Origin of the sequence: Roseibium album, assembly GCF_001404515.1 — a bacterium.
Taxonomy (GTDB): domain Bacteria; phylum Pseudomonadota; class Alphaproteobacteria; order Rhizobiales; family Stappiaceae; genus Roseibium; species Roseibium album.
In genome coordinates this window covers 109,823-123,341 of record NZ_CXWE01000001.1, presented here as the reverse complement: position 1 = coordinate 123,341, position 13,519 = coordinate 109,823, and the positions used below count along the sequence as shown (strand labels likewise).

The 13,519-nt window shown below is 56.3% G+C and carries 14 protein-coding genes; 7 read left to right on the top strand and 7 right to left on the bottom strand.

Annotation, left to right across the window (positions count from 1 at the left end; all coding sequences use genetic code 11):
• Window positions 1-9 precede the first annotated feature (9 nt).
• Window positions 10-1,470 (top strand): H(+)/Cl(-) exchange transporter ClcA, encoded by a 1,461-nt coding sequence (gene clcA / locus LA5095_RS00540; protein WP_306359035.1) that lies wholly within the window; start codon window positions 10-12, stop codon window positions 1,468-1,470.
• 176 nt (window positions 1,471-1,646) lie between these two features.
• Here clcA and LA5095_RS00535 read toward each other — a convergent pair whose 3' ends face one another.
• A complete protein-coding gene (locus tag LA5095_RS00535) occupies window positions 1,647-2,006 on the bottom strand; it encodes a DUF4870 family protein (protein WP_029062145.1) in 360 nt (119 codons plus the stop codon).
• 350 nt (window positions 2,007-2,356) lie between these two features.
• Between LA5095_RS00535 and LA5095_RS00530 the strand changes: the two genes are divergently transcribed.
• Both LA5095_RS00530 and LA5095_RS00525 read left to right on the top strand, forming a co-directional pair.
• Window positions 2,357-3,301, top strand: coding sequence for a LysR family transcriptional regulator (locus LA5095_RS00530; protein WP_055111037.1), 945 nt, complete (start codon window positions 2,357-2,359; stop codon window positions 3,299-3,301).
• 137 nt (window positions 3,302-3,438) lie between these two features.
• Window positions 3,439-3,834: a c-type cytochrome gene (locus tag LA5095_RS00525; RefSeq protein WP_055111035.1), complete on the top strand. Its 396-nt coding sequence runs from the start codon at window positions 3,439-3,441 to the stop codon at window positions 3,832-3,834.
• Between the two features lie 67 nt (window positions 3,835-3,901).
• Here the strand turns inward: LA5095_RS00525 and LA5095_RS00520 are convergent, their stop codons facing one another.
• A complete protein-coding gene (locus LA5095_RS00520) occupies window positions 3,902-5,200 on the bottom strand; it encodes a DUF3422 family protein (RefSeq protein WP_055111033.1) in 1,299 nt (432 codons plus the stop codon).
• A gap of 194 nt (window positions 5,201-5,394) precedes the next feature.
• On the opposite strand from LA5095_RS00520, the gene LA5095_RS00515 reads away from it, so the two are divergent.
• Both LA5095_RS00515 and LA5095_RS00510 read left to right on the top strand, forming a co-directional pair.
• A complete protein-coding gene (locus tag LA5095_RS00515) occupies window positions 5,395-6,171 on the top strand; it encodes a FadR/GntR family transcriptional regulator (RefSeq protein ID WP_055111031.1) in 777 nt (258 codons plus the stop codon).
• Window positions 6,172-6,189: 18 nt separating this feature from the next.
• Window positions 6,190-7,326, top strand: coding sequence for an alpha-hydroxy acid oxidase (locus LA5095_RS00510; protein WP_055111029.1), 1,137 nt, complete (start codon window positions 6,190-6,192; stop codon window positions 7,324-7,326).
• Between the two features lies 1 nt (window position 7,327).
• On the opposite strand, the gene LA5095_RS00505 is transcribed toward LA5095_RS00510, so the two are convergent.
• Window positions 7,328-8,092 (bottom strand): type 1 glutamine amidotransferase, encoded by a 765-nt coding sequence (locus LA5095_RS00505; RefSeq protein ID WP_235808831.1) that lies wholly within the window; start codon window positions 8,090-8,092, stop codon window positions 7,328-7,330.
• 94 nt (window positions 8,093-8,186) lie between these two features.
• On the opposite strand from LA5095_RS00505, the gene LA5095_RS00500 reads away from it, so the two are divergent.
• The gene (locus LA5095_RS00500) at window positions 8,187-9,104 is read left to right on the top strand and encodes a DMT family transporter (protein ID WP_055112535.1); all 918 of its coding nucleotides are present in this window, start codon (window positions 8,187-8,189) and stop codon (window positions 9,102-9,104) included.
• Between the two features lie 41 nt (window positions 9,105-9,145).
• Here LA5095_RS00500 and LA5095_RS00495 read toward each other — a convergent pair whose 3' ends face one another.
• Both LA5095_RS00495 and LA5095_RS00490 read right to left on the bottom strand, forming a co-directional pair.
• Entirely contained in the window at window positions 9,146-10,036 is an 891-nt protein-coding gene (locus LA5095_RS00495; RefSeq protein ID WP_055111027.1) for a LysR substrate-binding domain-containing protein, read from the bottom strand.
• Window positions 10,037-10,206: 170 nt separating this feature from the next.
• The gene (locus LA5095_RS00490; protein ID WP_029062154.1) at window positions 10,207-11,082 is read right to left on the bottom strand and encodes a LysR substrate-binding domain-containing protein; all 876 of its coding nucleotides are present in this window, start codon (window positions 11,080-11,082) and stop codon (window positions 10,207-10,209) included.
• Window positions 11,083-11,348: 266 nt separating this feature from the next.
• On the opposite strand from LA5095_RS00490, the gene LA5095_RS00485 reads away from it, so the two are divergent.
• Window positions 11,349-11,669 carry a DUF1127 domain-containing protein gene (locus LA5095_RS00485; protein WP_055111025.1) on the top strand — a complete coding sequence of 107 codons (321 nt, stop codon included), beginning with the start codon at window positions 11,349-11,351 and terminating at the stop codon, window positions 11,667-11,669.
• A 97-nt stretch (window positions 11,670-11,766) separates the two neighbouring features.
• On the opposite strand, the gene LA5095_RS00480 is transcribed toward LA5095_RS00485, so the two are convergent.
• Complete coding sequence (locus tag LA5095_RS00480) at window positions 11,767-12,534, bottom strand: hypothetical protein (RefSeq protein WP_055112533.1); 768 nt, start codon at window positions 12,532-12,534, stop codon at window positions 11,767-11,769.
• 276 nt (window positions 12,535-12,810) lie between these two features.
• Complete coding sequence (locus LA5095_RS00475) at window positions 12,811-13,425, bottom strand: DUF4304 domain-containing protein (protein ID WP_158510317.1); 615 nt, start codon at window positions 13,423-13,425, stop codon at window positions 12,811-12,813.
• Between the last annotated feature and the right edge of the window lie 94 nt (window positions 13,426-13,519).

The following is a 13,519-nucleotide window of genomic DNA, read 5'->3' as shown; positions in this document are numbered from 1 at the left end:
GCGTTTTGTTTGGTTTGCCAGCCACTGCTTGCACTGCTGCAGGTTTCTTTGCAGTTTGTTTTTCAACGAAGAGCGGATCTCCGCTCGTCAAAGCGTATCGAGACGACGCAGGGTATGACCCGACGCACCAACATTGAATCTGCGCGGTCCGACGCGGCCTATTTCGTGAAAGCGGCCCTGGTCGGCCTTCTCGTGGGAGGATTGGCGACCGGTTTTCATGCAGGTCTCGAGCATCTGTTTACCCAGTACGCCGCCCTGAGAAACTCTCTCGGCAGTGGCGCATTGCCGTATGTCGTTTCGATTCTCATTTCATCTATATGCGTTGCCGCAGCTTTTCTCCTCGTTCAACGGGTTGCTCCGGAAGCCGCCGGCAGCGGCATTCAGGAGATAGAAGGAGCGATGGAGGACCGGCGTCCGGTTCACTGGCCCCAGGTGCTTATTGCAAAATTTTTTGGCGGCCTGCTTGCCCTCGGCTCTGGCCTGGTGCTGGGGCGGGAAGGACCGACCATTCATATGGGAGCCATGACTGCGGAAGCGCTCGCACGCTCTCACAAGGTCTCTCCCGCCGATCACAAGGGCCTTCTCGCAGCAGGAGCAGCCGCGGGACTTGCCGCTGCCTTCAATGCGCCGCTTGCCGCAATCCTGTTCATTGTCGAGGAAACGAGACGGCAGTTTCCGTTCGGCTACCGTACCTACATGGCCGTCATCATTGCCTCCATCCTGAGTGCAGCCGTTACCGAACAGCTCACACAAACCGGCCCTCTCCTGGTTGTCGATGTGCGTTACCTGCCGGTCTGGAGTTACCTGCTGCTTGCCTTGATGGGCATCCTGCTCGGTGTGCTCGGTGTCTTCTTCAACAAGGCGCTGATCACGGTCATGGACCTGTTTCTGAAAATCCCGAAGGGTCTGAGATGGCTCCCGGCCCTTGCAATCGGCGCAGTCACGGGCATCCTGCTCAATGCGTTTCCCGATGCAACGGGCGGCGGCGAAGATCTGGTCCATGACCTGATATCCAGCCATTATGGCGTTCTTGCTCTCTTGTTGCTCACCTTCCTGCGCTTTGGCGGCGTGCTGTTTTCCTACGCGTCCGGTGTCCCGGGCGGCATATTCGCCCCCATGCTGTCCATTGCGACATGCGCCGGACTGGCGTTCGGCGTGATTGCCGTCGAGACGCTGCCCGTGGAAGCTGATTTCCGGGCAGCCTGTGCCGTCGCTGCCATGGGCGGTTTTTTTGCAGCGTCCGTTCGTGCGCCCCTTGTCGGCGTCGTGCTGGTGATGGAGTTGACCGGAGCCTATGCCCTGATCATGCCCGTGCTCGTGACCTGCACGACCGCATCGCTCACTGCTCACCACCTCGGCGGGCGCCCGATCTATGAACAGCTTCTGGAACGCACGTTGCGTATTGCAGGCCAGGATCCCGATAACGAACCGGACAAAACACCGGTGCAACTCGGCACGCGCGAAGGCTGAGCTGCCGATCCAGGCGTTTCCCCGGACAGCGTTTCCCCGGACATGGTTGCCGAAGGCAACTCAGATTTCAGGCACCACGAGCCATTGCTGCCGCTCCAGCGGCACCCTGAACCGGACAACGCACCGGATCGCGGCACAAAAAGGGCTCAAGCCTCAGCAATCCGGAGACGAGGACTTCAGAACATCCAGGTCTCCGGATTTGAAATCGCGTCGCCGCGACCGGCTGTCTGCACGCCCTTGATGCACCGGATGATGAACCAGACAAGCGTCGCGATCAGCACGAAAATACCAATGAACACGAATGTCAGCACGGCGCCTATAAGGCTGTACAGCAATCCGATCCAGAATGTTCGGATCTGATAGGTATAGTGGGATTCGACCCATCCCCCGGCTTTTCCCCTGTTCAAATAGGCGAAAATTACACCGATAATCGAGGTGATGCCGACGATGATACTGACAAGATAAAGAATGTAGATAAGAGTGGCGTTCTTACCACCGGGTTCCATGTAACCTGCGACATCGGTCTGATCGTTCATAACCGCACTCCGCTAAAATTCATTCTATCGAAACCGGGCCTGTGCAGCTGCGAATCTCGTTGCATCCACATTGATCCGGCCAGCCTAGATTACAGTCCTTTGCCCATTCGTCCAGACTTGTGAATATCGCTCCGCGCGAGACGGACCAAAGTGCCTTGCCAATTGCTGGGGCGACGGCCATGAGGACCAGAAGACCACGGGGATTTGTTTTCCCGTCTTAACGACTGATCTGGTCGGCTTGTCCTGCCGTAACAAGTGCTGTTAGTTCAAGAACGTTCCCGAATTCTGACATGGTCTGTCGCATTGGGGAGAGTTCAAGCAGCATCTGTCGTCTTTCTGAGAGATTGAAAATGAGCAATCTGACGGACATGGAAATCTTTGCGCGCGTGGTGAGCGCAGGCAGCATGTCGGCGGCCGGTCGGGAAATGAGCCTGTCCCCCGCGGTGGTTTCGAAACGAATCCGAAGGCTGGAAGAAAAGCTGGGAACGCGACTTCTTCAGCGAACAACCCGTCAGATCGCAATGACCGAGGCTGGTCAGGGCTTTTATGAACGGGTCATTGCCATTCTGGCCTCGGTCGAAGAAGCAGAGTCGTTTGTCTCGCGCGGATCCGCCAAGGCCCGGGGAAATCTCAGGGTTGCCGTTCCCACGTCGTTCGGACGCCTTCACATTGCACCGCATCTGGGACGGTTTCTGTCCGAGAACCCCGACCTGTCAGTCAATCTCGACCTGTCCGACGATTTTGTGGACATTGTCGGCGATGGGTATGATCTCGCGGTCCGGATTGCGGAGCTTTCGGATTCAAGCCTGGTCGCAAGGCGGTTGGCCCCGGTCCACCGTGTCCTGTGCGCCAGCCCGGAGTATCTGGCAAAACACGGCGTTCCGATCAGCATTGAGGATTTGGCAAGCAATCATGTAACGATTGCAGCGACAAATCAGGATCCGTGGCGGCTTGCCGGGCCCACCGGAATCGAAACCGTGCGTACACGTGCGCCTCTCAAGACAAACTCAAACGAAGTCGTGCGGGAATGCCTGCTTGCAGGTGTTGGCGTGGCACTTCGTTCCACCTGGGATGTCGGTCCGGAGCTACGAGAAGGCAAGTTGCAGATACTGCTGCCTCAATACAGGGCATCAAAGGACGTCGGCCTGCATGCCGTTTATCCGAGCCGTCAGTTCCTGCCGGCCAAGGTGCGGGTCTTCATCGATTTCCTGGCCGGTCTTTACGGGACTTCGCCCTATTGGGATGCCGGCCTTGACGACTGGCTCCGCCTGCCGAGCAGCGCAAAGGCCGGGTGATCACTCCATTTTGACATGTGACGTTTAACTGCCGCATTAGTATCTCTCCTGATGCGACTGTGCGTCACTTGCATCATGTTCGGGCTTCCTGTCTTTTGTGCCAGGGTATGTATGCACCCAAATTGAGGGAGAGTTATATGCAGCGTTTGCTGATGATCGCCGGAACAGCGCTTCTGGCCGTAACCGCTCAGGCAAGTGCCGAAGGCGACCCTGCCAAGGGTGAGAAAGTTTTCAAAAAGTGCGCCGCCTGCCACGCCGTTGGCGAAAGTGCTAAAAACAAGGTCGGACCGCAGCTGAACGGGGTGGTTGGCGCTCCGTGGGGACGTATCGAAGGATACAAGTACTCGAAAAACCTCGTTGAATTGAGCGACGGCAAAGTCTGGGACGAAGACACTCTCGTCGTCTATCTGACTAAACCGAAAGACCTTATTCCCAAGGGCAAGATGGCATTTGCCGGTCTGAGAAAAGAAGCGGACCGCGACAACGTGATTGCCTATCTTGCACAATTCAAGGAAGACGGCACGACCGAGTAGGATCAATCGGCATCGCATTACAGGAAAGGCCGGGGCTCCCCGGCCTTTTTCATTGCGGCAACTTCAGTCAATGTTCACCATGATGCTTGCGGATACGCCTGACGACCCACCAGATGAGCAAAACGACCAACGGCACTGCCAGGCCTGTCGTGATATTCGCGCTCGGAACCGGAAGCCCCGCATCCTTGGCGGCCTTTGCCAGGTACGAAATCAAACCGACTACATAATAGGAAACCGCAGCGACTGACAGACCTTCGACGGTTTGCTGAAGTCGCAATTGCAGACGGGCTCTGCGGTTCATTGATTGCAGGAGGCTGCGGTTCTGCTGTTCCAGTTCCACGTCAACTCTCGTGCGCAGCAATGTCGTCGCGCGGGCAAGCTTGCGTGACAGCATTGCCTGGCGGTCTTCAATTGCCTGGCAGGTTCGCATGGCAGGTGCAAGGCGTCTTGCCAGGAACGATGCCAGGGACAAATCGCCCGGTGCGGCTTCTTCTCTCAATGTCTCAAGTCTGGCCTTGACGATTTCGGCATAGGCGCGGCTAGCACCGAAACGGAAGGCACTCGCCGTCGCCCCGGCTTCCAGCGCCGCCGCCAGGGCAGACAGCTTGTCAAGTAGCTCCTGGTTGGTTCCAAGCGCAGCGGCATCCTTCATCTGGCCGGTCATTTCCGCCAACTCGATCTCAAAACGCCGGATTTCCGGTTGCAGACCTGTTGCCTCAAACAATCCCAGCATGGCAAGCGTCCGATAGGTTTCGACCTCAAGAAGGCGTTGCACGACAGCGCCGCACTGCACACCGCTCAGGGATCGATTGAACAACAACATGCGTGTCAGTCCGTCTCCGTCCTGACGGAAATCCGTCACCACGGTCGCTGCCCCGTCTTCCAGGTTCGAGACCGTCAGACTGCTCTCGTCAAACTGGCTGCGCCAATCTTCGTTTTCGACCGGTTCGCGCAATTCGAGGCGTACAGCAACGAGAAGGTCTCCAGGCGCGCGAAAGGCCGCGCCGAACGGATGTGTCGCAGCAAGTTGCCCGAACAGCTGGTCCGGTCTCGCGCTTCCATCCCAGGTGTAGGTCGTGAATTCCGCGTGCTGTTCCCAGCTGAGGGTTCCACCGCCGAAAGTCAGGGTGTGATGCCGGTTCCCCGACGCCGGCCCGGGCACTCCTCGGGACATGCAGAATTCCGACAACCAGTCGTGATCCCTAGCCGCCTCTTCCGCGTTGGTCAGGAACGCATAGTGCAATACCGTGCGGGGACACGTCAGCGGTCGGAATGGACGTGCATGCACTTCTCCCAGCACACGTTCGCGCAAGAGAGATGTCCGGAACGACGGCAGCGACGACCCGTTCTCTGACCCCTGACCCACAATACTCGCCCCTGTCCAGTGTTCCGTCTGCGAGGCACTCTGATCACAAAGAATGCCTTATACCAAGGTCTAATATTGTCACAGGCCATGATTGTTCGCTGATGGCGGTTTTGACGCAATGATAATTGGATAAAAAAATTGACCAATTTTTGCATTGCACTTATGTTGCGCGGCAACGAAGGGATGCATCACGCATGTTTCAGCCTGTTGATCATCAAAAAACGGCCGACGCCGTTGTGGAACAGATTGAAAATCTGATCCTGAAAGGCGTCCTGCACTCCGGTGACCGGCTACCGTCCGAACGGGACCTGGCCGAACAGATGAAAGTCTCAAGACCCGTCCTCAGGGATGCGCTCAAAACTCTTGAGGAACGCAGGCTGATTGAAGCACGGCGCGGTGGCGGCACCTATGTCTGCGATCTGATCGGTCCCATATTTTCCGATGCCATTATTGAGCTGATCGCCCGGCATCCGGACGCCATCAATGACTATTTCGAGTTCCGAAGGGGGATCGAAGGACAGGCGGCCGCCCAGGCAGCCATGCGTGCAGCCCCTACCGATCTCAAGCGTCTCCAGGATATCGTCAAACAAATGCACGATGCCCACGAGGCAGAGGACCTTTCCGTCGAAGCGCTGCTTGATGTCGAATTTCACCATGCAGTCGGCGAAGCGGCTCATAACGTGGTGATGCTGCATACGCTGCGTTCCTGCTACCGGTTGCTTGAAAACGGTGTCTTTTACAATCGCGGCCGGCTCTACCACCACCCGAGCGCACGAGACGAGTTGCTGCAACAGCACGTCGCGATCGCAGACGCGATCTGCGAGGGTGATGCTGTCGGGGCAAAGCGCGCATCAGAAGAACATATCGACTATGTACGCGGCACGCGTGCCGAGGCCGAACAACTCGACCAACGCGAACAACTGGCGGGCCTGCGTCGTATCAAACCCATTAAGAATTCCACTCGATCCTGATCCGGGGGAGGATAAATCGTGACGACTATTACCGATGTTGCCGACATGCAGGCTCTTGCAAAGCGCAGGGTTCCGAAAATGTTCTACGACTATGCGGATACCGGGTCATGGACGCAAAGCACCTACCGGGAAAACGAAGCAGCGCTGCAACGCCAGAAGCTGCGTCAACGTGTTGCCCGCAACATCGACAACCGTTCGGTCAAGTCGACCATGATCGGTCGGGAAGTCGCCATGCCGGTCGCATTGGCGCCTGTCGGGCTCACCGGCATGCAACACGCGGACGGTGAAATTCTCGCGGCACAGGCGGCTGAAGAATTCGGTATCCCCTTTACGCTTTCCACAATGAGCGTTTGCTCGATCGAGGACGTTGCGGAGCACACCAAGACCCCCTTCTGGTTCCAGCTCTATGTCATGCGCGACAGGGGATTTTCGGAAAACCTGATGCAAAGGGCGACGGCGGCGGATTGTTCGGCACTTGTGCTGACCCTCGACCTCCAGGTGCTTGGCCAACGCCATCAGGATCTCAAGAACGGCCTGAGCACACCACCCAAACCAAAGCCGAGCGTCCTTGTCGATCTCGCATTCAAGCCATTCTGGTGCTGGAACATGCTTCAGACAAAGCGCAGGGAATTCGGCAACATTCACGGGCACGTGGCTGGTGTCGACGACATGTCGTCGCTCGCTGAGTGGACGAACAGCCAGTTCGACCCGACACTTGACTGGTCTTCGGTCGAGTGGGTCAAGAAACACTGGGATCGCAAGCTGATCCTGAAAGGCATCAACGATGTCGAGGATGCAAAAATCGCTGCCGGCCTCGGTGTGGATGCGATCGTGGTCTCCAACCATGGCGGACGTCAGCTGGACGGTGCTCTGGCCTCCTATGACGTCCTTGGCGACATCGTCGACGCAGTCGGGGACAAGATCGAAGTTCATTTCGACGGTGGGATCCGCTCAGGACAGGACGTCTTCAGAGCGGTCGCAATGGGTGCTCACAGTACCTATATCGGCCGGGCCTACATCTATGGCCTCGGCGCAATGGGCAAGGCTGGCGTGACCAAGGTTCTGGAGATGATCCACAAGGAACTGGACGTGACAATGGGCCTTTGCGGCGAGACCGACATCACGAATACCGGCCGGCATAACCTGGTGCTGTAGGTCACGGACGCCGGAGCAAGGCCAGCCATGCCCGGGCGATCGCTTCACCCAACGCGTCGGACTTGTCCGCGTGACGGGCAGCTTCCTCATCGAGCTGCTCGGGCCAGTCCGGCGTATGTGGAAGGATCTCGTCTGCAAGATTTTCAGACCATTCACGCACGTCCGCTGAGGCGGCTTCGAAATGGAACTGGATAGCGTAGGTAGTCCGGCCGATGCGGAAGGCCTGTATCGGTGTCATTGCGCTTTCAGCCAGGTGAACAGCGTCTTCAGGAAGCGAAACGGTATCGGTGTGCCAGTGAAACAGTGGCCCGCCCTTTCCCAACGCCGAGACGACAGGATCGGCCTGGCCCTCTGCCGTTGGTGTCACGTGCCGCCAGCCGAACTCAATGGGCCGGCTCAAAATGTTGCGTCCACCGAACGCCCGCGCGATGAGCTGGCAGCCAAGGCAGATCCCAAGCACCGGCCGATCTGCCTCGTGGAACGTCCTGATCAGATCACACAAGCGCGGCAGATGCGGATACTCCTTGTCCGCAAGGGCATTCTGGCCACCTCCGAGCGTTACCAAACCGCTAAAGGTGCCGGCCTCGTTCGGCAACTCCTCGCCCGCGTAGGCCCGGACAGTTTTCCATTTGTGCCCCATCCGGGCAGCCGTTCTGCCAAGTGCCGCCAACCCGGCATCCGGATAGTTCTCGATCACCAGCAGGGTCATCCCGTCTCCCGTGTCTTCCAGTTGCTCAAACCGCTTTCGCTGGTTGACCGTAATCATCTGAGTTCTTGATGCAAACATCAAAAACAATCATTTGCGCTTAAGTGAATTGAACGCCAGATTCCCTTCAGGATTTTCCAAGCATGGTGTTTTCATGAGCGTCGCTTCCCCCGCGATCCGCAACGGTTCAGGCGGTTTTTCTGCAATGGATTACGGGCTCTATGCAGCCACGGTGCTTGCCTGGGGCTTCAGCTGGATCGCGATGAAAAGTCAGGTTGCCACCGTGGCGCCGGAAGTCTCCGTCTTCTGGCGATTTGTGCTGGCAGCTGCGGTCATGATGGCATGGGCAAAATTCCGCGGCCACAACATGTCCTTCCCAGTGCAGGATCACTTCCGCTTCGCAGGCCTTGGAGCCTTTTTATTCTCGACCAACTTTACATTGTTTTACTATGGCGCCATGCAGATCCCCTCCGGGCTGCTTGCCGTGATTTTCTCCACCGCATCAATCTTCAACCTGTTTCTTGGGCTGATCGTATTCGGTCAGCGCCCCAATCCCCTGGCGCTGTTGGCAGGCACAATCGGGTTTGCAGGGATCGCCCTGATGTTCTGGCCGAAACTGGTCGGTGCTGAATTCAACACACATGCGGCAATCGGACTGGGCATATGCGTTGCAGGCACGCTGTCATTCTGTGTTGGCAACATGGTCTCCGCCGACACCCAACGGCGCGGCATCGGAGTAGTCCCCGCGACCGCCTGGGGCATGTTCTACGGAATGATGTTTCTGGGATTGTTTTCAGCCATTCGTGGACAGAGTTTTGCCGTCGAATGGTCGATCAGCTACTTCAGCGGACTTGTCTATCTTGCAATTTTCGCATCGGTCATTGCCTTTGCGTCCTATCTGACCCTTCTGGGGCGGATCGGGTCTGCGCGGGCAGGTTATGCGACCGTCATGTTTCCGGTGGTCGCGCTTACGCTCTCGACAATCTTTGAGGGATACCAATGGACCACCGCTGCAGCCCTGGGTGTGGTCTTCGTGCTTGGCGGAAACATTCTGATGCTGCGCGCGCGTTGAAACGCCAGTCATGAAACAAAAGTACCTGGTGACGGAATATCTTATTCAGCCGCAAGCTGGCCGGTACCGCCACCGACATTGCCGATTGCCGCGACAAGGTGATTGCACAGGGTATCGTGCATGGCTTCTCGGGCCGTGTCCGACCGCAAAAGGGCGATGTCGCAAGACGGCAGGGCAGGAAATCCGTCCCTTTCATCCAGAATACGCATTCCGTCGCGGATCGCACTTTCCGGAAACACGGTGACTGCAAGCCCTGCCTGTACCGCTCCAACGAGAGCTGCCGCACTGGAGCTGGTATAAGAAACGCGATATCGCCGCCCGACCCTGTCCAGCGCGTCCATCGACAGTCGCCGCCAACCGCAGGTCGACGGCCCCAGCGCCAAGCGGATGATGTCCTGCGTATGCGCGCAATGCTGACTGGATGTCACCCAGTAGAGCGGTTCGCGCCGGATGATCTCGCCGCGAAGATCCATCGTATCGCTCGACGTGGTGATGGCAACATCCAGCGCTCCATCGCGGATCGCTTCAGTCAGTTTGCTGCTTCCCGAACACTCGACCTGCACTTCAATTGATGGATTCAGCCGGTTAAAAGCGGCCAGAACCTGTGGCAAGAGACGGTCCGCGTAATCGTCCGGCACGCCGAGCTTGACGTGGCCAACTTCCTTTTGACCGTTGAATGCAGTGAGTGTCTCGTCGTTCAGAAGGATCATCCGCCTGGCATATTCGACCAGGCGCTGCCCGTCTTCGGTCAGCCGTGACTGTCGTCCGTCCTTGATGAATATGGCCTGTCCGACGCGCTCTTCCAGCCGGCGCATCTGCATGGATACAGCCGATTGCGTCTTGTGCACAGCTTCGCCTGCCTTGGTGAAGCTGCCCAGTTCCGCAATCGCTAAAAACGTGCGGAGCTGATCAATATCCAGCGCGTGATTCATGTGAATGCTCCACGGCACAACCACTTGTCAGTCGGTTGATTTGAGATTCGAATTAATTGAGCGAAGATACATCACAAATTCTTACATTACAAACAATATTTCAGCCCAGCGAACAACTTGTCCTCGACGCAAGTTATTGCAAACAAAACAAAACTTACAGAAACCGCTTTCTACTCCGCCGCCTGGGGAACGGAGAGGTTGTCCAGCGAAGAAACGATATGTTCGACCAGAGCGTCCGTTACCCGCGAACTGTTGTGCCAGGATCGCATGATGCCGATTTCGCAATCAGGAAGTTTCGGAAAGCCATCGGCTTCCGTCAGGACACGCATACCTGAGCGCAAGGCCGATTCCGGCAGAACGGAAATTGCCAGTCCCGCAAGGACAGCTGCCCCCACCGCCGTGGAGTTCCAGCTTGAATAAAGCAGGCGGTGTTCGCGCATCTGGTCTCCAAGTGCATTGATCGCCGCCTTTCGCCAGTCGCATGTCGCACGGCCCAGCGCCAAAGGTAAAGGAGACTCGTTTTCAACCGCATGGCGCGCCGAAACGACCCATAAAAGTGGTTCGCGGCGCACAAGATCCACGTGTTTGCGACCTTTCTTTTGAACATGCGTGATGATCGCGACGTCCAGTTCTCCTTCGGAGATCATGTCGGCAAGATTGGGGGTGGGCGCGCACACAACGCTTACTTCAGCCTTGGGATTGGACCTTGAAAACCTGGCAAGAATCTCGGGCAGAAAGCGGTCGGCGTAGTCATCCGGAGTTCCCAGACGCACAAGACCGGCAAGTTCGGTATCGTCAAAGGCGGCAAGTGTTTCATCGTTCAGCTGGACAAGCCTGCGGGCATAATGAAGCAGCCGTTCGCCATGCTCGGTCAACCGGGACTGACGCCCGACCCGCACGAAGAGCGGTTTGCCGATGCGTTCTTCCAACCGTCGCATCTGCATGGAAACCGCCGACTGTGTCTTGTTCACATTGTCGGCTGCCTTGGTGAAACTGCCGCTTTCCGCGATCGAGACAAAAGTTCGTAGCTGATCCAGGTCGAGCATTTCCACTCCAAACTATAAGAGATGATCATGTGTAACATGACACTCATTCGATCGGGAAATGTTTATTGACTGTTCGACCATCACGCGACCTGCCTGCCTGTCGAAAAACTTACATCACGCATACTGATCAATTCCATCAAAAACATTCGTTGGAATTATGTTTGAAGATAGCGCATCTTGAGGATGTTCCTCAGACAATGATCGCCACGACCGGCGCGGAACAAGTTGCCGAAACTTCGTTCGGCCGCTAACAGGAGACTTTTGCCATGACACATATCGCAAGCATCCCCTTCGTCGCTCTCTTCGGGCAGATGGCTGCCCGTGCATGGCGTGTGTTTACGAACCGCCGCCATGTGACCGAACTCAAGTATTGGTCCGACGAGCAGTTGAAGGACATCGGTTTGACGCGGAGCGACGTTCGACGAGCGTTGGCCCTCCCCTTCTACCGAGATCCGACATCTTCACTGAGCAATCTTCCGGAATTCGCTTTGCCGACGCATCTCAGCGCTGCCAACACCGCGAAGGAGAATCCGGCCCTTACGCTCATTGACGGATGCAAGCCGAAATCCGGGCAGATCGCTGCCTGATCCCAATCGAGTCCCCCCGATTGCAGCCCCCTGTCGGCAAACCTTGCTGACATTCACTGACCCGCCTTTTGGCGGGTCTTTTTTTTGCCAGATCAGTTCATTTCTTGTCGTAGTCCCGCGCCGCTTTTTCAAAGAAACTGTCGAATGCCTTGAACTGGCTCGACTGAAAATCCCGGCCGGCTGCCAGCCAATTCGATACCATTTCATCTATCTCGGAGGATTCGGCGTCAAGATCTTCCTCGGGAGCCTCCGGCTCTTCCTCGGGCTCCGGTTCAGGTGCTGCGTCTTCTTCCGTTTCCCGGGTTTCGGTCACAAGGCTGGCCGGCTGGAGAAATGACCCCCAGAATGCGTTCATTGCGTCCGCATAACCTTGCATGTAGTCGACCGGTGTCGGCTGAGGTTTGGGACGGCCACGGGCGAAGCCACGCAGATAGGCATCAAGGAGATTGCGCGCCTCCCCGTGCACAAAGGGGCGCGCCACCTGCCCCATGGCGAGCGTTGCCGCAACAGGCATCATTTCCTGAATGGCATCGCTCTGCAGACCGGTAAGACCGGATATCTGTCCGGCAAGCGCCTTTTGAACCGCTTCCGGACCAAAAAAGGGCGTTAGAGCGGTTTCAGATGCATTTTGAACAAACCCGGCAAAAGGAGACTTCACCGCCTCATCGAATGAAGACGGCAGACCGGGAAAATCCGAAAATCCGGGCACCGTGCTGCCAAAATGCCGGAAGCCGTTGAGAGCCGCAGGCAAAAGCTGCTCCATCACGCGACTCAAGTCGTCGTTCGACCAGCCAAACCGCTCTCTGACATCCTCCGCCAACGAAAAAACGTCAAATGGAGGCGCACCCTTGTCGCTGCCCGTCATCGCTTTGCTCCGGTCAATTTCCAGCGAGGTCCTGAGGAACAAGACCAACCGGTACAAGAGTGACGCTTCAGGGGGCTCAGGTCAATTCGCACGCGAGACCAGGCTCTTTTGGTCACTGATCTTTTTTGCGATGGCTTCAATCAGCTTCAAGAAAACCAGAATAACAAGAAACTAGCGAAGCCTTTTGTAACTTAGCCGATTTGGATCATCGGCGAGGCAGTCTTCGGGAAAAAGAAAAAAATTTCGTATCTTGCCGTTTTCCAACTGACTAACTTGTCAAGGATTGAGCTGAGCCAATCTGTCAAATATAGCCTGTTTAAACTCGCGAACATTCTCATCAAACAGGTCTGCCTGAGGCCCTGAGGCGAGTAGAGCCGCGTCGGCCATTTTCATGGCACATTGATCTTTTTTCAGCGTCGCAAAGATCGCTGCATGCGCATATGCCAACCAGCAAGGCAGCACGCCAAGGAAACTTGCTGTCTGCTTGAACTCAAGTTCCTGCGAAGGACAGTTTTCAGAGAACGCCTTCACGCTTTCAGTTTTCGAAAACCAAAGATCCAGCTCCCGAGACAAAAGACCCTCAATCTCTCTCACATCGGACCGGTACAATTTTTCGATCCGCCACCATTGGTCTTGCAATTCATTCACCGCCATTCGACGAGAAAACAGGTGTTCTCCAGAGCTCAACGGTAACTTTGGAAATCCTGGATATCCATCGATCAAAGGATGCGAATAAAGATTGATGCAGAATTTACCTTTATAGAGCGCGCTCCAGTTCTGACTTTTCTGGAAGCTAACAACGTGCTCAAATCCATTGGAAACTCGCCGAAACACACGATTTCTGGCTCTGAAGCCTTTTTCGTCGAGAAGCGGAGCAACGACGTCCTTCATGAGGCTGTCTAAGTTCATTTTCGGTGCTTCGAAAATGTGCCCGACAGGTAAAGTCAATCTGCGGAAAGCCCTCCACATAGACGATCGAATCGAC